Genomic DNA, 17,883 nt, shown 5'->3' with positions numbered 1-17,883 from the left:
AATGGCTGGCCGGGTTCGCGTCCTGCGCTGACATTTTGGGGTATGGTGAGCCACCAAAGGTCAGCGCAGTGCAGGAAGGTGGGAGCCCAGAGCGGCCCCTAACCGGCTGCTTTGACCTGGCGGAGGGGAAAAAATGTGAAGTGTACTTAATCGCTGGGGCCTGGTGCCCCAAATCATTGCAGGCCTCTTGATCGGGGCCGGAGTGGCGCTGCTGTGGCCCGCTGCCGGTGCGGCCCTGGGCCTCCTGGGCACCCTGTTTGTGGGCGCGCTCAAGGCCATTGCCCCGCTGCTGGTGTTCGTGCTGGTGATTGCGGCCATTTCCGGCCACCAGCAGGGCCAGGACACCAACATGCGCTCGGTGCTGACGCTGTATCTGGTGGGCACGTTCTCGGCGGCAGTGCTGGCGGTGGTGCTCAGCTTTCTGTTTCCGACCCAGCTGACGCTTGCCAGTGCCGTGCAGGACGCTGCGCCGCCCGGCGACGTGATCACGGTACTCACCAACCTGCTGAGCAACGCGGTGATGAATCCGGTGCGGGCGCTGGTCGAAGCCAATTACATTGGCATTCTCTTCTGGGCGGTGCTGCTGGGCCTGGCTCTGCGTCAGGCGGGTGCTGGCACCAAGCAACTGCTGCAAGATGCCGGGGACGCCGTCTCGGGCGTGGTCCGCTGGGTCATCGCGTTTGCCCCGCTGGGTATCCTGGGCCTGGTGGCGGCCACGGTGGCCGAAACTGGGTTCGAGGGGTTGCTGTCTTATGGGCGGCTGCTGACCCTGCTGGTCGGGGCCATGCTGATCATGGCGCTGGTCATTAATCCCCTGATCGTGTGGTTCAAGATTCGCCGCAATCCGTACCCGCTGGTGCTGACCTGCCTGCGCGAAAGTGGCCTGACCGCCTTTTTTACCCGCTCTTCGGCAGCCAACATTCCCGTGAACCTGGCCCTGGCCGAGCGCCTGGGCGTGCGCGAGGAAACCTATTCCATGTCTATTCCGCTGGGAGCCACCATCAACATGGCAGGCGCGGCCATCACCATCACGGTGCTGACCCTGGCTGCCGCCAACACGGTGGGCATCACCGTCAGCCCGGCTTCGGCGCTGCTGCTCAGTCTGGTGGCCACCGTCAGTGCAGCTGGGGCTTCCGGCGTGGCGGGCGGCTCCCTGCTGCTGATTCCGCTGGCCTGCTCGCTGTTCGGGATCTCCGACGACATTGCGCTGCAAGTGGTGGGTGTGGGCTTTATCATCGGCGTGATTCAGGATTCAGCCGAGACGGCACTCAACTCCAGCACCGATGTGCTGTTCACGGCGGCGGCTGACTTTGGCGCACGCCGCGCTGCAGGCGAGGAAGTGCCGCAACTCTAAACCGTCTGGCAATGCTCTATGGCCCGCCCTGCGCGGGCTTTTTTTATGCTGTGGAGACTGTGGACGAAACTTTTGACGACTTTCTAAGCGCCGTAACCCGGCTACCGGACGGTGCCGCGCCGGTGGTGGCGACGCTGGTGGGGGCCGGTGAAAGCCGCAAACCACTGGGTCGCCGGGCCATCTTCCTGCCGGGGGAGACCCTGGGGTCGGTCACGCTGGGCGGCTGCGCAGAGGGCGCACTACGCCGGGCCGCCGAAGAGGTGCGGCAGTCTGGACAGCCCCGCCTGCTGGATGTGAACCTGGGCAGCGAAGAAGCCTACGAATTCGGCATGACTTGCGCCGGGCAGGTGACGGTGCAGCTGGTGCCTACGCCGAGTGCTTCGGCCCTCTGGTCAGCTGTGGCCACCGCCCGCGCGCGCGGTGAGGCGCTGCGGCTGGTCACACCGCTGGGAGCGGAAGGTGCCCCCTTCGCCTTGTTGGAATCGGGCGAGGTGGTGACAGACAGTAGCAGTGAGCCAGACCCGGCGCTGGTCACTCAGGCGCGGGCGCTGCCGCTGGACCGCGAAGTGCTGGAGCGGGGCGCGGCGGCTTTTGCCGAAACCCGGCTGCCGCCCGCCGAACTGGTGGTGGTGGGCGCTGGCCCGATTGCCCCACCACTGGCGCGCCTGGGCCGCACGGTGGGGCTGCGGGTCACTGTCTGCGACGACCAGCCTAGCCGCCTGACCGCCCAGCGCTTGCCGGATGCCCACGCCCTGCTGCTCAGCCGCCCGGACAGCGATCTCCAGCTGCCGCCGCTCTCGGCCCGCTCCTCCGTGGTCATCATCTCGCACGATTACGGGCACGAGGTGCCGGTGCTGCGGCAGGTGCTGGGCACGGAGGTGCCCTATGTGGCGATGGTCGCCAGTCGCCGCCGGGGCCAGGCCGTCCTGCGCTTTTTGGCCGAGACGGGGCTGGACCCGGCCCTATTGGCGCGGGTGCGCTCGCCCGCCGGGCTGCACCTGGGGGCCGAAACCCCCGCTGGCATTGCCCTGAGCATCCTGGCCGAAGTGACGGCGGAGATGCACGGCGGCAGCGGCGAGCCGCTCAGCGCCAGGGCTCAATAATCACTTTGCCGGATGTGCGTCGGTCCAGCAGGTCGCTGAACGCCTGGGCCGTATCAAGCAGCGCGTAGCTGGGCCCCGGCTGCGGCGCGATGCGGCCCTTGTCGAGCAGTCTGCCAAACTCGGCGGCGGTCTGGGCCTGTGCCTGGGGGTCTGTCAGGAGGGTGGTCAGCCACAGGCCGGTCAGGGTCAAGTTGCGCTTCATCAGGTCGACGGGGTTGACGCGGACTTCTTCACGGCTGGCATTCCCAATCAGGATGATGCGGCCTCTGGGCGCGGCCATGCGCAGGCTCTCGGCAAGGCGCTGCCCACCCACGACTTCCAGAATCAGGGGGACGCCCAGCCCCCCAGCCGCTTCCCGCACCTTTTGCACCCGCTCTGGGTCGTCTTGCAGCAGCGTCACGTCTGCGCCCAGCTCACGGGCCACCGCCAGCTTCTCCTCGGTGCTGGCCATCGCCACCACCCGCATGTCCAGCGCCCCTGCCAGCTGAATGCTGGCGCGGCCCAGGGCTCCAGCGGCGGCCTGAACCAGCACCCACTCTCCGGCTTGCCCGCGTCCCAGGGTTCGCAGGCCGTGAAAAGCAGTCAGGTACGACACCCCAAAGGCGGCGGCCTGCACAGGAGTGTAGGTCTGCGGCACCGGCACCAGCGCCTGCACCGGCACCGTGGCGTAACCGGCCAGCCCGCCCTGACCGGCCAGGCAGGCCACCAGCTGCCCCAGCTTCACGCCGCTGACGCCTGCGCCCAGCTCGGTGACATATCCGGCGAATTCCATGCCCGGCACAAAAGGATAGTGGGCCGGGGTCAGGTATTCGTTCATCACACTCAGCACATCGGCGTAGTTGACCCCCACCGCTTCGACCCGCACCAGCACTTCGCCGGGGCCAGGTTGCGGCACAGGGGATTCGTGAAGTTCCAGCGCTTCGGCAGGCAGACCCTGACGGACTGCGAGGAGATGCTTCATGGTTCGGGTCATGGGGTGAGTGTACCGCTCAGCAGCTGCGCCGCCTGAGCCAGCGCCTGTGGCGTGTCCACGTCCAGCAGTTCGCCCGGCGGGCAGGGCACCTGCGCTGCACCCGTGAGCAGTGCCCGTGGGCCGCTGTCGGCGTCCGGCAGCGCCAGCAGGGCCGGAAAAAGGTCAGCGTGTAGCCACAGCGGTGGAGCGCTGACCGCACCGTACCGGCACTGGGCCGCCAGCGATGGCCGGGCTGCCGTCCGCAGGGCCCGGTGGGTCTCCAGGCTTACCAGCGGCATGTCGGCCAGCGCAAAGACCGCGCCGTCCAGCCCTGGCGGCAGCGCCTGCACCGCTGCCCGGAAGGACGACAGCAGCCCGCGCTCTGGCTCAGGGTTCACGGCGTAAAGGTAGCCCAAACCGTCCAGGGCGGCCCGCACTGCGTCACCGGCTTGCCCCGGTGGGACCACCGCCAACCGCACCAGGTCGCTGGCGTAGGCCAGGGCTTCGGCGGCGTGCCGGCACAGCGGTTTGCCGGCCAGGGGGACCAGCGGTTTGGGCAGGCCAGCAAAAGGGGAGCCGGAGTCCTGCATCCGTGTGCCCCGGCCCGCCGCCAGCAAGACCCCCGCCCGCCGGGGCACGGGCGCTGCCGCTTCAGTCACCGCCCTTGGGAGCCAGAGCGGCTTGCCCAGCCGGCCAGAATCTTGTCCACCGTCAGCGGGTAGTCCCGGATACGCACGCCGGATGCGTTATAAATCGCGTTGGCGACGGCTGCGCCCACCCCGCAGATGCCCAGCTCGCCCACGCCTTTGCCCTTGAGCGGCGAAGATTTATCATCCAGTTCTTCTAGGAAAATCACGTCTAAGTCGGGAATATCGGCGTGGACCGGCACATGGTATTCGGCCATATCGTGGTTGATGAACAGGCCCAGCTCCCCGTCCACATGCAGCTCCTCCATCAGCGCTGCGCCCACGCCCATCGTCATGCCGCCCAGACACTGACTGCGGGCCGTAACCGGATTAAAGATGCGCCCCGCCGCTGCGACGCTCAGCATCCGGCGCACGCGGATTTCGCCGGTCACGCGGTGCACGCCCACCTCGCAGAAGTGCGCCCCGAAACTGGCCTGCGCGTACTGCTTGTTCAGGTCACCGAAGGTCGCGTTAACCGTCGCCTCAAGGGGTTCAGGGGCTTTGGCAGCCACCACGCCAAGCAGGGTGCATTTGTTGTCTTCCCAGACTTCGCCGTCCTTGAACACGGCCTTTTTGGGGTCGTAACCAGCGGCTTTGGCGATTTTTTTGCGCAGTTCCTCGGCGGCGTAGTACACGCCCGTGCCTGCGCTGTTGGCTCCCCAGGAGCCACCCGAACCGCTTGATTTGGGAAATTCAGAGTCGCCCAGACGCACCTCTACGTCATCTAAGGTCAGGCCCAGCATCTCGGCGGCGGTCTGGCCGAGGATGGTGTACGACCCAGTGCCGATGTCGGTCATCTGCGTCTCGACGGTGATTTTGCCGCCTTTTTCCAGCCGCAGGGTCGCGCTGCTCGGCTTGACCAGATTGCCCCGGAAGGCCGAAGCCACGCCCAGGCCAATCAGCCACTCGCCGTCGCGCCGCTCGCCGGGCTGAGCCGAGCGCTGCTCCCAGCCGAATTCCTCGGCACCGCGGCGCAGGCAGTCGGCCAGGCGGCGACTGGAAAAGGGACGCTCGGGGCCTTTTTCCGGGTCGTAGCCGATGTCGTTCAGCACCCGCAGCTCAATAGGGTCCATCTCCAGCTTTTCGGCCAGCTCATCTACCGCGCACTCCAATGCGAGCATCCCTACCGCTTCCCCGGGGGCCCGCATGGACCCGCCAGGCGGCAGATGCAGTTCGCTCAGGCGCTGGCGGACCAGGCGGTTCTCGCCCGCGTATAGCAGCTTGGTCTGGTGGCTGGCCGTTTCGGCGCTGCCGCCCGGCAAGTTGCCCGAATACGAATCGTGCCCGATGGCGTGAATACGTCCGTCACCGTCGGCACCAAAGCGGATGCGCTGCACGGTGGCGGGCCGGTGGCTGGTGTGGTTGAAAATTTGCGGGCGGGTCAGGGCACACTTGACCGGGCGGCCCAGCGTGCGGGCGGCCACAGCGCTCAGTACGGCGTCCCCGTAGAACATCAGCTTGGAGCCAAAGCCCCCGCCGATATAGCGCGACACGATACGGATATTTTTCTGGGGCACATTCAGTGTTTTGGAGATGCCCCGGTGAACCCAGTGCACCATCTGGTTGGAGGTGTAGAGCGTCAGCTCCTCGCCGGCCTCATCCCACACGGCCAGTGAAGCGTGGGGCTCCAGCATGGCGTGGGACTGATAAGGCGTGGTGTAGGTCACGTCCAGCTGCACATCTGCCCGCCTGAAAGCCCCAGCAAAGTCGCCCACCTGCTGGTCCTTGCTTTCCTCGTCGCTGCCCGCTTTTTCGGCGTCTTCCATCACTTCGGCCAGCACGTAGTCGCCCTCGGCGGTTCGGTTGTCGTACTCGATCACCAGCGCTCCTGCGGCAGCACGGGCCTGCTCGAAGGTTTCAGCGACGACAAACGCCACCGCCTGATGGTAGTAATCCACCTCGGCGCTCCGCATCTGCGGGGTGGCGTCGTCCTCCTGAGGCACGGGGGTGTCGCTGGCTCCCTGGGCGGGCATGTTCTCATGGGTGAGCACCAGCAGCACGCCGGGCATGGCCTCGGCCACGCTACAGTCCACCGATGTCACCTGGCCGCGTGCCACGCCTGCTCCCACCAGATAGCCGTAAGTGGTGCCCTGGAGGTCCGGGTCAGCGCTGTACTCGTAAGCATAGGTGGCCTGCCCGGTGACTTTCAGCGGGCCTTCTTTACGGGCGTGCGGGCGGGCGAGTACCTTTTCCTGATCTAGCGGGTTGATGCCTGCCGGTGAATCGAACTTGCTCATGCCGCGCCTCCTTCCGGCGTTCCTGCGCTCTGCGTCTCGTTCATCACGGCCTGCACCAGCCTCTGGGCCAGGTCCAGCTTGAACGCGTTCTGGGCAGTGGGCCGGGCATCCTTGAAGGCGGCGTCGGTCACGGCCTGCGCGCCCTCGTTCCAGCGGGCTTCGGCGCTTTCTACGCGCCAGGGCTTGGGCGCCACGCCGCCAAAGGCCACGCGTGCGCCGCTGTCCGTCACCACCGCCGCCACCGACACCAGTGCAAACGCGTACGACTGCCGGTCGCGGGCCTTGAGGTAGATGTGCTGCCCACCCAAGGGCGGCGGGAGCGTGACCGAGGTGATCAGCTCGCCGCTTTCCAGCACGGTATCTATGTGGGGGGTGTCACCGGGCAGCCGGTGAAAGTCCCCGATAGGAATCTCGCGCCTGCTGCCATCCGCCTTCAGGGTCTGAATGGTCGCGTCCAGCACCCGCAGGGCCACGGCCATGTCGCCAGGATAGTTGGCGATGCAGTGCTCGCTGGTGCCAATCACGGCGAGCGGGCGGCTAAAGCCCGCCAGCGCACCGCAGCCGGTGCCGGGCTCGCGCTTGTTGCAGGGCAGATTGGTGTCGTAGAAGTACGGGCAGCGAGTGCGCTGAAGCAGATTGCCGCCCGTGGTGGCCCGGTTGCGAATCTGCCCTGACGCTCCGGCCAGGATGGCGCGGCTCAGCACGGCGTACTCCTGGCGCACACGGGGATGCGCGGCCAGATCGGTATTGCGCACCAGCGCGCCGATCTTCAGGCCGCCTTCTTCGGTCTCTGTGATCTCGGCCAGGCCGCTGCGGTTCAGGTCCACCAGCTGCGCCGGGGCCTCGATTTGCAGCTTCATCAGGTCCAGCAGGTTGGTGCCGCCGGCCAGGTACTTGCCGCCCTCTGCCAGCAGACCGGGAGCCTGTGCGGCGTCCTCGGCGCGGACATACTCGAAGGCCTTCATTCCTGTCCTCCTTCATGCACCGAGCGCACAGCCCGCACAATGTTGGGGTAAGCGGCGCAGCGGCAGATGTTGCCGCTCATGCGCTCACGCACCTCGTCGTCGCTGTACTCCACAGTGTTCAGATCGGCGGTCACATGACTGGGAATGCCGCGCTCCAGCTCGTCCAGCGTGCCCAGCGCCGACATGATTTGACCGGGTGTGCAGTAGCCGCACTGAAAGCCGTCGCACTCCACAAAAGCCGCCTGCATGGGGTGCAGGTCGTCCGGTGTGCCCAGGCTCTCGATGGTGGTGACTTCGTCGCCGTCATGCATCACGGCCAGCGACAGGCAGGAGTTGAGGCGCTTGCCGCCCACCAGCACTGTGCAGGCACCGCACTGCCCGTGGTCGCAGCCTTTCTTGGTGCCGGTGAGGTGCAGGTGCTCGCGCAGGGCGTCCAGAAGGGAGACGCGGGGGTCCAGTTCAAGCTGCTTAGGCTGCCCGTTGACCGTCAGTTCTACCCGCACGCTGCGCGGAAGTTGAAGGTCGGTGGACCCGTGAGAAGTGGTGTGGGTCATGCCGCAGGCTAGCAGCGCTTCTCCCTCCTCACACGCGGAATTCCTTTGTGCAGGATTAAGTTTGGGTGGGCGGGGAGCCTACGCATGGTTCCCAGGTGTTGCCCAGGCGGATAGACCCGAACTGGGTCTAAAAAGAAGGCCCACAGCGCTTACCCAGGTCATGCAAGCGCAAAGTGGCCACCGGAGTGCGCCCACCCCCCAAAAAAGAGTGATGTTTTCCAGTCCTCTAGGGGGGAGTGCCGACGTATAGTGAACTCCCCGCGCATTTCGGCCTTCGCTCTGCCACTTTCAGCTCTCATGAAAGGTATTCCTGCTGTGACCTCATCCAACGATTCTGGTCTGACCAACAATATCGGCCCTAAGGAACCCACCGCCGAACTGCTGTTTCCGCCCGGCCCGCTGCATCCCAAAAGCGGCGAATGGGTCGAAGTTCAGATTGACGGCGTGGCCTACCCCGCGCAGCTGGGCGAGCCGCTGCTCGACGTGATCAACCGCTCCGGCACCGAGCTGGCGCAGGTGTGCTACCACCCGCAGCTGGGCCCCATTCAGTCGTGCGATACCTGCACGGTAGAGATTGACGGTGCCCTGACCCGTGCCTGCGGCACCCCGGTGCAGGCCGGGCAGGTCGTCCGCACCCAGACCGCGCCTGCCCGCGCCGCTCAGCGCGATGCCTATGACCGTCTGATTGCCAACCACGTGCTGTACTGCACCGTCTGCGACAACAACAACGGCAACTGCACTGTTCACAACACCCTCAGCACCCTGCGGCTGGAGCACCAGCACCGCGCCTATCACCCCAAGGGCTACGAGAAGGACTTTTCCAACCCCTTTTACCGGTATGACCCGGATCAGTGCATCCTGTGTGGGCGCTGCGTGGAAGCCTGCCAGAACGTGCAGGTCAACGAGACGCTGAGCATCAACTGGGAAGCCGAGCAGCCGGTGGTGCTGTGGGACGGCGGCAAGCCTATCGGTGACAGCAGCTGCGTGAGCTGCGGCCACTGCGTGACCGTGTGCCCCTGCAACGCCCTGATGGAAAAGAGCATGCTGGGCGAGGCCGGGCTGATGACCGACCTGCCGCTGCCGGTGTTCAACTCGGCGGTGGAAGCGGTCAAAGCCGTCGAGCCCAGCACCGGCTTGGAAGCGATTCTGGGCATCTCCGAAATTGAGTCGCAGGCCCGCGAAGGCTACATTGAGCGCACCAAGACGGTCTGCACCTACTGCGGCGTGGGCTGTTCGTTCGACATCTGGACCAAAGGCCGCCACATCCTGAAAGTGGAACCGCAGCAGGGCGCGGCCAACGGCATCTCGACCTGCGTGAAGGGCAAGTTCGGCTGGGACTACGTGAACAGCGAAGACCGCCTGACCAGCCCGCTCATCCGTGAAGGTGACCACTTCCGCGAAGCCAGCTGGGACGAGGCGCTGGACTATGTGGCCCGCCGCATGACCGAGATCAAGGACCGCCACGGCCCCGACGCACTGTCCTTCGTGGCGTCCAGCAAGTGCACCAACGAAGAAGCGTTCTTGGTGCAGAAGTTCGCCCGGCAGGTGATCGGCACCAACAACGTGGACAACTGCTCGCGTTATTGCCAGAGCCCCGCCACGGTGGGTCTGGTCCGCACGGTGGGCTACGGCGGCGACTCAGGCACCATCAAGGACCTGGAGCAGGCCGATCTGGTTATCGGGATCGGCACCAACACCGCCGAAAGCCATCCGGTGCTTGCCACCCGGCTCAAGCGGGCGCAGAAGCTGGGCCGCCAGAAAATTGTGGTGGTGGACCTGCGTGAACATGAACTGGCCCGCCGCGCCGACCTGTTCTTGCAGCCCCGGCCTGCCACGGACTTTATCTGGCTCTCGGCGGTCAGCCGCTACATCCTGGATCATGGCCTGGAAGCCGGGGAGTTCCTGGCGGCGCGGGTGGACGGCCTGGCCGAGTACCGCGCCAGCCTGGAGCCTTACACCCTGGAGTACGCGGCCCAGGCCACCGGTTGGAGCGTAGAGACCCTGAAGAACCTGGCCGAAATGATTGCCTCTCATCAGCGGGTGTGCATCATGTGGGCGATGGGCGTGACCCAGCAGTGCGGCGGGTCCGAGACGAGCACCGCCATTTCCAACCTGCTGCTGGTCACCGGCAACTATGGCCGTCCCGGCACTGGCGCGTATCCGCTGCGCGGTCACAACAACGTGCAGGGCACCTCCGACATGGGCGCCATGCCCGACCAGGTGAGCGGCTACCAGCGCGTGACCGACCCCGAAGTGGTGGCCCGCATGCAGGCCGAGTGGGGCATCACCCTGCGCCCTGACCGTGGCCTGGACAACACCCAGATGATTGACGCGGCTATTGAGGGGCGGCTCAAGGCCATGTGGCTGACCGGTGAGGAGATGAGCCTGACCGATGCCGACGTGAACCACCTGATTCGCGGCTATGAATCGCTGGAACTGTTTGTCGTACAGGACCTGTACTTCACCAACACGGCCCGCTACGCCGACGTGATTTTCCCCGCTACACCTTCCCTGGAAAAAGAAGGCACCTTTACCTCCACCGAGCGGCGCATTCAGCGGCTGTATCAGGTGATGGAGCCGCTGCCTGGCTGCAAGCCCGACTGGCAGATTTATCAGGCGGTGGCGCAGCGTATGGGGGCCCAGGGCTGGGACTATACCCACCCCGGCGACATCATGGACGAGGTGGCCCGCGTCAGCCCGATGTTTGCGGGCGTGAGCTACAGCCGTCTGGAAGGCTATGACACCCTGTGCTGGCCAGTGGCCGAAGACGGCACCGACACCCCGCTGCTGTACACTGAAGAGTTCCACTTCCAGGGCGGCAAGGCCCGGCTGTGGCCCGCCGAGTATGTGGCCCCGGTCAATGTGCCGGACGCCGAATACGACCTACAACTGAACTCGGGGCGGATGCTGGAGCACTTCCACGAGGGCAACATGACGTTCCGGGTGCCCGGCATCGCCGCCAAGACGCCAGATGCGTTCGTCGAAATCAGCCCCGAGCTGGCCGCCGAGCGCGGTGTAGAAACCGGCAGCTGGGTCCGCGTGGTAAGCAAAAATGGCGCAGTGCGCCTGCGTGCCCTGGTGACCGAACGGGTCAGCGGCAAGCAAATCTATATCCCCATGAACTCGCGTGAACTGGAAGGCTCGGTGAACCTGCTCACCGGCCAGAACCGCGACACCATCACCCACACGCCCGCCTACAAGGACACCGCCGTGCGCCTGGAAGTGCTGGGCGAGCGTGGTCCCTCGCCGCTGCCGCGCCACAACTTCCGCTTCGGTCAGCCCACCCCGCAGCGCGGCGTGGAAGTCGAGCGCAAGTGGGCCCGTGATGATTATTTCTTCCCCGACGGCAGCTATGTGGGCGGCGTGGCTGAAGAAGGCCCAGGCGTGGGCCAGGCCCCGGCGTTCGGAAGCGACGACTGAGCACACACGGGGGAGAGGGGAACCCTGAGGCGAGCTTCGCCGCTTCCTTCCCTTCTTCCCTGGGGCTTTCCTCCAAGGAGAACTTATGGCAAAAGCAATTGAATACACCCCGCACCCGCCTACCCCTGCCGAGAAGCTGGGCGCGGCCACGGCGCAGGCCGAACCAGCCCTGGCCGAAGCCCTGGAACTGCTGACCGAGCTGCACCAGCGCGGCGGCCTGGACCTGGCGCTCAAGCTGCTGCGCGGGAGTGAGGGCCTGACAGCGGCGGCCCTAGATAAAGTGACCGGCGAAACGGGCACCAACGTCATCAGGAATGTGGTGGAACTGGGCAAGCTGGCCGGGTCGCTGGACCCCGCCGAGTTGCAAGTTCTGCTGGGCGCTCTGAGCGGCGGCGTACGTGAGGCAGCCCGCAGTGTCGAGGCAGGAGAGCGGGTCACGCCTGCAGGGGCTCTGCGGCAACTGGCCGACCCGGACGTGCAGCTGGCCCTGGGGGCGGTCTTCGGACTGCTGCGCGGCATGGGCGCTGGCCTGCGCCAACGCGGAGAGCAGGGCCATTAGAGGCAGGAACAGAGGCCACAGATGGCCCTGAATGACCCCTGGCCGGTGCAGCGCTTCGGACCGACTGGCCTGGAGGAGCCGATCAGCGACCTGGTGGCCGTAGAAGAACCGCTGGAGCTGCGCGGGCGGGATGCAGCGGGCCTGGAGCGCCCCCTGGCGGTGCTGATGCGGACTCCCGGTGCGGACCGTGAACTGCTGCGCGGCTGGCTCCACGCCGAAGGGCTGTCCGGCGACCTCACGCCGCACCCGGAGAACCCCAATCTGTGGGTGCTGTCAGGTGAGGTGCCGCCCGATTACGCGGCGCGCCATGCGTCCAGTGCCTGCGGTATCTGCGGCAGCGGCAGCATTGAGCGCTTGCTGCTGCGGACTGGAGATTTGCCGCCTGGCCCGCCGTTGGATCCGGCCTGGCTGGCCGCTTTGCCAGAGCGGCTGCGGGCCGGTCAGGCCGGCTTTGCGGCCAGTGGGGGGCTGCACGGCGCGGCCCTCTTTATTCCTGGCCGCGCAGACCCCCTCTGCCTGTTTGAGGACATCGGGCGGCACAACGCTGCCGACAAGGTCATCGGCTGGGCGCTGGACCGCCCGGCGCTGCACCGTCCGGCAAGCGTGCTGGTCATCAGCAGTCGCTTGGGCTACGAAATCGCCCAGAAGGCTGTGTTGGCCGAAATCGGGGCTGTAGTGGGCGTGGGAGCCGCCACCACCCTGGCCGCCCAGACCGCACAGGCATTTGGGCTGTTGCTGTGCGGCTTTGCGCGTCATGGTCGCCTGACCGTGTATGCCGGAGCCGAGCGGCTGGCAGACACCTACCGGCCCTGACTTCCGGCGCTACTGCACTTACTGCACGGTGATATTGACGCCGCTTGCGGGAGCAGACGCCGTGGTTTTGCCGCTGTAGGACGCCTTGGAGGTGTCCACCACGGCCCGCAGTTCATAGGTGCCCTGAAGCACATTCAGTTCATAGGGCAAGCTGAGTGATGTCAGCTGCTGGCCTACCTTCTGAAAGGGGGCACCGACGGCTTTTCCATTTTGGTAAGCCTGCACAGTCAGGTCGTAATAGACCGGCTGGGGAGGCGCTGGGGTTCCCACCAGGGCTTTGGCTGCGGCCAGTGCGCCCGGCAGGTTCAGCTGCGGCTGGGCCGAGTCGGTGGGCTTGCCGCCCGTGACCAGCGCTTGCCGCACCTGCGCTGCACTCAGGCCCGGATAAGCCGCCCGAATCAGCGAGGCTGCCCCGCTGGTCAGTGCACTTGCTTCGGAAGTGCCGATGCCCAGCTGATACCCTCCAGGCGCGAGTTCCAGCAGTTGGTGGGTGGGGCGGTCACAGCCGTACTCGCCGCCGGGGGCCAGCAGGTCCAGCGTCTGTCCACTTTGGGGCCGGGCGCTGAAGCACGACATCTGCCCGGCAGGGTTGACCGCACCGACGGCCATGACTGTGGGATGGTTGGCCGGGAAGTAGATGCCATCTCCAGGAGTGTTGCCAACAGACGAAATCATCAGGATATCGGCGTTGGCGGCCCGCAGCAGTTGCTCATGCACTTTGGGGTCGGTGTTGAGCTTCGGAATGCCCAGGCTCATGTTGATCACGCGGGCCTTGAGGTCCACAGCTTTGGCGATGCCGCTGGCCAGGCTGACCGTGGTGGCTGATGAGGTCTGGCCGTTGTCTCCGAACACCTTGATGGGAATGGCCTGCCCCTGCCACGTCATCCCGCTCAGGCCCAGGCCATTGTTGGTAGCCGCTGCGATCATGCCGGTCATGGCTGTGCCGTGCCCCGTCTGCCCCGCTTTGACCTCGGAAGGGTTGCCGTCTTCGCCCTGGCAATTGGCATCCGCCAGGACTGAGCAGGTATCGTACCCGCTCGCCAGTCTTCCCCTGAGGTCCGGGTGACCGAGGTCCACGCCGGTGTCCAGCACTGCGGTGAGTGCTCCCGCAGGAGCCGCCCCCAGCTGTGCCCAGCCTTCAGCAGCCCCAATCTGTGTCAGGTAGGTTTGATGCTGCTGGCCTTCGCCGATCTGGACGCCTGCCCTGCCCGGAAAGCCTGGATCGTTTGGAATCGCCAGCGCCGTATAGAGGTAGTTGGGCTGCGAGGAGACACCCTCGGCGGCCAACTGCTGCGCCAGTTCCTGCGGGTCAGAGGTCTGCACGCGAATCATATTCAGTTGGCTCAAGTGCTCTTGGTGGAGTCCGCCGAGGCGGGTATTGACCGCCTGCGCCGACAAACCGCCCGAGGACACCAGCAGCTCGCCGGGAACGTGTGGGGCGCTCCAGTCTGCTCCTCCCTGTCCAACCGGGTTCTGTGCCTGTTCCCCTGTGGTTTTTACGCTCTGTGCGCCCAGAGCGAGGCTGCCCTGCGGGAGCGTCACGTTGCCACTGATCCTGACAGTGCTGGGGTTGGGAGTCCCGGGCGCAGGCGCTGGGGTACCGCCGCACGCGGTGAGCGACAGCGTGAGCAGAGCGCCGAGCGTGACTGAGGTTCGCCAGGAGGACTGTAGATGTGAAATAGGCTGCATCACTCCACCTTGCACCTTGAGGGACCGCCGTGGATGAAGTTGGCTGACTCTAAATTTATGACCTGCGTGTCAGACATTGTTTTTGGCTCTGACAGACCCAATCCCGGCTCACAAAATGAAGGTTTCTATAAGGAGATGGCGGCAGCCTGATAGTGTTGCCGACTAGACATTTTGCAGCGTGCCGTGCAAACTGCGCCTATGACGAAAAAAGCAAGCAAAGGCAAAGCCGCAGCAGCTCCTGCGGAGAAGATGAACAAGTCCCAGCTGGTGGAGAAAGTGGCCGAGCAAACTGGTCTGACCAAGAAGCAGGCTGATGAAGCCGTCAGCACCATGCTGGACACCGTTGTGGAAGCCCTGCGCGGCGGCCAGTCCGTGGGCCTGCCCGGCCTGGGCACCCTGAGCGTCAAGGAAACCGCTGCCCGCACCGGCGTGAAGCCCGGCACCACCGAGAAGATCCAGATCCCCGCTGGCAAGAAAGTGGCCTTCAAAGTGGCCACCACCCTGAAGGGCAACCTCTAAGTCTAGACTTAGACTGTGAAGCGGCGGGCCCCAGCCAATCGGCGGGGCCCGCCGCTTTTTTTGCATGTAGGCTAGGCGTTCCTTGGTCTCTAGGGCCGCTGCGGCACGCCACTCACCGTAATCAGGGTCTGGTTGCCCTGGCGCACTGCGCTGTACTGAATCCGGTCTGTGCCGCGTGCCAGAAAAGCCGAGTAATCGCTGCTCATCAGGTCGTCGGTCTGGGGCAGGTAGCCAGCCTCCGTAAAGGTATCCAGCAGGGCGCGGGGCTGCCAGCCGGTGAGGCGGAACTGCTCCACACGGCCCAGGCCCTGGCGCACTTCCCGGCGGTAGCTGCTGGATGCCGGGCACTCCGGGGTCAGGCCAGCTGGGAGTGGGGCCAGACCCCAAACCTGCCCAGGCTGTTCGAAGCAGTAAAGCCCCCCCAACCACTGCCGCTCGGTGAGCCACCAGCTGCCCGCCAGTCCCAGCAGGGCCAGCAGTGCAGCAGCGAAAAGGATGGATGGTCGCTTAGCTTTCGGGTTAGTCACTAAAGTGGTCACGGGGTTCTCCCATATGCGCTGTCATCATATCCAGCAGTTGTTCGATGTGGCCGTCATGTAGGGCGTAGTACATGTTGCGGCCCTCCCGGCGGCTCCGCACGGCCCGGTTGGCCCGCAGCAGCCGCAGCGAGTGGCTTACGCTGCTTTCCGAAGCGCCGGTGACGGCGGCCAGGTCACACACACACAGCTCACCGCCGCGCAGCGCCAGCAGCAGCCGCAGCCGCCCTGGGTCGCCCAGCAGCCGGAACATTTCCGCCGAGCCTGCCACCACGTCCTCGCTGGGCATGGTCTGCTGCGCTGCGGCCACCGCCTGCGGGTGAACGCAGCGCACCTCACACCTATCGGTCATGCGGCTTCCTCCCGGGGGCGCCAGCGCAGCAGCCGCAGTGCATTCAGAGTCACCAGCACTGTGGCTCCGGTATCGGCCAGGACCGCCAGCCACAGCCCGGTATAGCCCAGCAGCGTGGTGACCAGGAAAATGGCCTTGAGGCCCAGAGCCAGGGCAATGTTGATCCGGATGTTGTTCAGGGTGGCTCGCCCCAGTTCCAGCAGCTCGGCCACGCCGCTTAGCCGCCCGGAGAGCAGCGCCGCGCCTGCCGTTTCCAGAGCCACATCGGTGCCGCCGCCCATCGCGATGCTGGCGTCGGCACGGGCCAGGGCGGGGGCGTCATTGATGCCGTCGCCCACCATCGCCACCGGCCCAGGCAGCTGCCCGATGATTCGCAGCTTGTCCTCGGGCAGCAGTTCGGCCTCGGCCCAGCGGATGCCCAACTCACCGGCCACCGCTGCCGCTGTACGGGCATTGTCGCCGGTGAGCATGACGCTCTGCACGCCCAGCTTTCGCAGCCGTGCCAGGGTCGCCGCTGCTTCGGGCCGGGTCTGGTCGCGTAGGGCCAGCACCCCCAGCGCCTGAGTGTCTGAATGCAGCACGCTCACGGTGTGTCCAGCCCCTTCCAGCGCAGCTATGCGCCCGCGCAGCTCAGAGCTAATCTCTACGGTGGTCTGGGCAAAGCGCGGCGAGGACACGCTTAGGCGCTGGCCCTCCACCACCGCCTGAACCCCGCGCCCCCCCAGGGTCTGTGCTCCAGTGGCAGCAGGGATGTGGAGCCCGCGCTCCTGCGCCGCCGCCTGAATGGCCTGTGCCAGCGGGTGGGTGCTGCCGCTTTCAACCGCTGCGGCCAGTTGCAGTACCTCGTCTTCGCTCAGGCCAGCGAGACCCAGGACAGCTGTGACCTGCGGATGTCCGGCAGTGAGGGTGCCGGTTTTGTCAAAGGCGACTGTGCGAATCCCAGCTAGGGTTTCTAGAACCGCTCCGCTGCTCACCAGCAGGCCCCGGCGTGCGCCTGCGCTCAGGGCACTGGTCATGGCTGCGGGTACGCTCAGGACCAGGGCGCACGGGCACCCAATCAGCAGCAGCGCCAGCGCTTTGTACAGCCAGAGCAGCCACTCGGCTCCGGTCAGCAGGGGCGGCAGCGCAGCGGTGAGGAGCCCGGCCAGCAGCACCAGCGGCGTGTACAGGCGGCTGAAGCGGTCCATCAGGCGCTCGGTGGGGGCTTTGTCCTGGGCTGCCTGTTCCACCAGCCGGGCAATGCGGGCCACGGTGCCGTCACTGGCCGGGCGGATCACTTCTATTTCCAGCACCCCTTCACCGTTCACACTGCCTGCGTACACCTCAGCGCCTGGTTCCCGGCGCACCGGCATGCTTTCGCCCGTCACCGCGCTGTTGTCCAGGCTGGAGACACCAGCCCGAATCACCCCGTCGGCGGGCACCCGCGCCCCAGCCGCCACCTGCACGCACTGCCCTGGCTGCAAGCTGTCCGCGCTGACTTCACGCAGCACGCCGCCTTCGAGCAGCTGCGCGGTGCGCGGTGTCAGGGCGGCCAGCGCCTCAATGCCCCGCCGCGCCCGCCCCGCCGCGAAGCCTTCCAGCCATTCACCCACGGCGAACAGGGCCACCACCGCCGCGCCCTCAGCAGCCTCGCCAATCAGGACTGCGCCCACCACGGCCACAGTCACCAGGGTATGGATGGAAAAGGGAGTGCCGCGCCGCGCCGCTGCCCAGGCCTGGCGGGCCAGCGGGGCCACCGCCACCAGAGCGGCTGCCGAGAAAGCCACTGGCGCACTGGCCGGGGAGATCAGCGCTGCGAGTGTGGCCAGTCCCACACTTCCGGCGCTCAGCAGCAGCAGGCGGCCTTTGGGTGTGGCGTACCAGGCGGGCCCGTGCGTCAGCGGATGGGGTGAGCCAGACGGACCCTGCTCCAGCGTGGCCGGGTGCCCCAAGGCCCGCAGCTCGGCCTCCAAGCGGGTGCGGCTGGTCAGCGCTTCGTCCAGCGTGAGCTGAAGCCGCTGCGACGCGTGGTTCAGCTGCACCCCGCTTACGCCCGGCAGGCGGCACAGTGCGCCGTCCACGGTGCGTGCGCAGGTGGGGCAATCCATGCCCTGAACGCGGTAAGTCAGGAGGGGAGAGTCAGGCATGGCCCTAATGTACCTGAA

The 17,883-nt window shown here is 66.2% G+C and carries 14 protein-coding genes and 1 pseudogene; 6 read left to right on the top strand and 9 right to left on the bottom strand.

Going from position 1 to position 17,883, the window contains the following annotated elements:
- Positions 1–157 precede the first annotated feature (157 nt).
- Together sstT and IE158_RS01440 are read left to right on the top strand one after the other, a co-directional pair.
- Positions 158–1,354, top strand: a pseudogene (gene sstT, locus IE158_RS01445) (serine/threonine transporter SstT); the annotation flags it as partial.
- Positions 1,355–1,413: 59 nt separating this feature from the next.
- The gene (locus IE158_RS01440) at positions 1,414–2,457 is read left to right on the top strand and encodes an XdhC family protein (protein WP_229838825.1); all 1,044 of its coding nucleotides are present in this window, start codon (positions 1,414–1,416) and stop codon (positions 2,455–2,457) included.
- Here IE158_RS01440 and IE158_RS01435 read toward each other — a convergent pair.
- Genes IE158_RS01435 through IE158_RS01415 form a run of 5 tightly spaced genes read right to left on the bottom strand, consistent with a single transcriptional unit; the run spans position 2,438 to position 7,851 of the window.
- A complete protein-coding gene (locus tag IE158_RS01435) occupies positions 2,438–3,430 on the bottom strand; it encodes an NADPH:quinone oxidoreductase family protein (protein WP_189641888.1) in 993 nt (330 codons plus the stop codon). The genes IE158_RS01440 and IE158_RS01435 overlap by 20 nt on opposite strands.
- Positions 3,427–4,068 carry a nucleotidyltransferase family protein gene (locus IE158_RS01430; RefSeq protein ID WP_229838824.1) on the bottom strand — a complete coding sequence of 214 codons (642 nt, stop codon included), beginning with the start codon at positions 4,066–4,068 and terminating at the stop codon, positions 3,427–3,429. Before IE158_RS01430 ends, IE158_RS01435 begins: the two co-directional genes overlap by 4 nt.
- Complete coding sequence (locus tag IE158_RS01425; RefSeq protein WP_189641887.1) at positions 4,065–6,332, bottom strand: xanthine dehydrogenase family protein molybdopterin-binding subunit; 2,268 nt, start codon at positions 6,330–6,332, stop codon at positions 4,065–4,067. The genes IE158_RS01430 and IE158_RS01425 overlap by 4 nt, the downstream gene beginning before the upstream one ends.
- Complete coding sequence (locus IE158_RS01420) at positions 6,329–7,297, bottom strand: FAD binding domain-containing protein (RefSeq protein ID WP_189641886.1); 969 nt, start codon at positions 7,295–7,297, stop codon at positions 6,329–6,331. Before IE158_RS01420 ends, IE158_RS01425 begins: the two co-directional genes overlap by 4 nt.
- Positions 7,294–7,851 carry a 2Fe-2S iron-sulfur cluster-binding protein gene (locus IE158_RS01415; RefSeq protein ID WP_189641885.1) on the bottom strand — a complete coding sequence of 186 codons (558 nt, stop codon included), beginning with the start codon at positions 7,849–7,851 and terminating at the stop codon, positions 7,294–7,296. Before IE158_RS01415 ends, IE158_RS01420 begins: the two co-directional genes overlap by 4 nt.
- Before the next feature lie 297 nt (positions 7,852–8,148).
- On the opposite strand from IE158_RS01415, the gene fdhF reads away from it, so the two are divergent.
- The 3 genes from fdhF (at position 8,149) to IE158_RS01400 (ending at position 12,643) form a co-directional block, all read left to right on the top strand.
- Entirely contained in the window at positions 8,149–11,271 is a 3,123-nt protein-coding gene (fdhF, locus tag IE158_RS01410) for a formate dehydrogenase subunit alpha (protein WP_189641884.1), read from the top strand.
- 85 nt (positions 11,272–11,356) lie between these two features.
- The gene (locus tag IE158_RS01405) at positions 11,357–11,830 is read left to right on the top strand and encodes a helical membrane plugin domain-containing protein (protein ID WP_189641883.1); all 474 of its coding nucleotides are present in this window, start codon (positions 11,357–11,359) and stop codon (positions 11,828–11,830) included.
- 21 nt (positions 11,831–11,851) lie between these two features.
- On the top strand, positions 11,852–12,643 hold the full coding sequence (locus IE158_RS01400) for a formate dehydrogenase accessory sulfurtransferase FdhD (protein WP_189641882.1): 792 nt from the start codon (positions 11,852–11,854) through the stop codon (positions 12,641–12,643).
- Between the two features lie 18 nt (positions 12,644–12,661).
- On the opposite strand, the gene IE158_RS01395 is transcribed toward IE158_RS01400, so the two are convergent.
- Positions 12,662–14,332 (bottom strand): S8 family peptidase, encoded by a 1,671-nt coding sequence (locus IE158_RS01395; RefSeq protein WP_189641881.1) that lies wholly within the window; start codon positions 14,330–14,332, stop codon positions 12,662–12,664.
- Between the two features lie 198 nt (positions 14,333–14,530).
- Here IE158_RS01395 and IE158_RS01390 point away from each other — a divergent pair, with 198 nt between their 5' ends.
- Positions 14,531–14,851: an HU family DNA-binding protein gene (locus IE158_RS01390; protein WP_189641880.1), complete on the top strand. Its 321-nt coding sequence runs from the start codon at positions 14,531–14,533 to the stop codon at positions 14,849–14,851.
- Between the two features lie 89 nt (positions 14,852–14,940).
- On the opposite strand, the gene IE158_RS01385 is transcribed toward IE158_RS01390, so the two are convergent.
- Genes IE158_RS01385 through IE158_RS01375 form a run of 3 tightly spaced genes read right to left on the bottom strand, consistent with a single transcriptional unit; the run spans position 14,941 to position 17,865 of the window.
- Positions 14,941–15,390, bottom strand: a complete 450-nt coding sequence (locus IE158_RS01385; protein WP_229838823.1) for a hypothetical protein — start codon at positions 15,388–15,390, stop codon at positions 14,941–14,943.
- Complete coding sequence (locus IE158_RS01380; protein WP_189641879.1) at positions 15,371–15,739, bottom strand: ArsR/SmtB family transcription factor; 369 nt, start codon at positions 15,737–15,739, stop codon at positions 15,371–15,373. The genes IE158_RS01385 and IE158_RS01380 overlap by 20 nt, the downstream gene beginning before the upstream one ends.
- Entirely contained in the window at positions 15,736–17,865 is a 2,130-nt protein-coding gene (locus tag IE158_RS01375; RefSeq protein ID WP_189641878.1) for a heavy metal translocating P-type ATPase, read from the bottom strand. Before IE158_RS01375 ends, IE158_RS01380 begins: the two co-directional genes overlap by 4 nt.
- Positions 17,866–17,883 lie beyond the last annotated feature (18 nt).

It is taken from the genome of Deinococcus piscis (assembly GCF_014653275.1).
Classification (GTDB): Bacteria; Deinococcota; Deinococci; order Deinococcales; family Deinococcaceae; genus Deinococcus; species Deinococcus piscis.
This window is presented reverse-complemented; position numbering and strand designations above follow the sequence as displayed.

Excerpts from the sequence above, each read along its gene's own strand:
- IE158_RS01435 (WP_189641888.1), bottom strand. The coding sequence starts at position 3,430 with ATGACCCGAACCATGAAGCATCTCCTCGCAGTCCGTCAGGGTCTGCCT.
- IE158_RS01425 (WP_189641887.1), bottom strand. The coding sequence starts at position 6,332 with ATGAGCAAGTTCGATTCACCGGCAGGCATCAACCCGCTAGATCAGGAA.
- IE158_RS01420 (WP_189641886.1), bottom strand. The coding sequence starts at position 7,297 with ATGAAGGCCTTCGAGTATGTCCGCGCCGAGGACGCCGCACAGGCTCCC.
- IE158_RS01415 (WP_189641885.1), bottom strand. The coding sequence starts at position 7,851 with ATGACCCACACCACTTCTCACGGGTCCACCGACCTTCAACTTCCGCGC.
- fdhF (WP_189641884.1), top strand. The coding sequence starts at position 8,149 with ATGAAAGGTATTCCTGCTGTGACCTCATCCAACGATTCTGGTCTGACC.
- IE158_RS01405 (WP_189641883.1), top strand. The coding sequence starts at position 11,357 with ATGGCAAAAGCAATTGAATACACCCCGCACCCGCCTACCCCTGCCGAG.
- IE158_RS01400 (WP_189641882.1), top strand. The coding sequence starts at position 11,852 with ATGGCCCTGAATGACCCCTGGCCGGTGCAGCGCTTCGGACCGACTGGC.
- IE158_RS01395 (WP_189641881.1), bottom strand. The coding sequence starts at position 14,332 with ATGCAGCCTATTTCACATCTACAGTCCTCCTGGCGAACCTCAGTCACG.
- IE158_RS01390 (WP_189641880.1), top strand. The coding sequence starts at position 14,531 with ATGACGAAAAAAGCAAGCAAAGGCAAAGCCGCAGCAGCTCCTGCGGAG.
- IE158_RS01380 (WP_189641879.1), bottom strand. The coding sequence starts at position 15,739 with ATGACCGATAGGTGTGAGGTGCGCTGCGTTCACCCGCAGGCGGTGGCC.
- IE158_RS01375 (WP_189641878.1), bottom strand. The coding sequence starts at position 17,865 with ATGCCTGACTCTCCCCTCCTGACTTACCGCGTTCAGGGCATGGATTGC.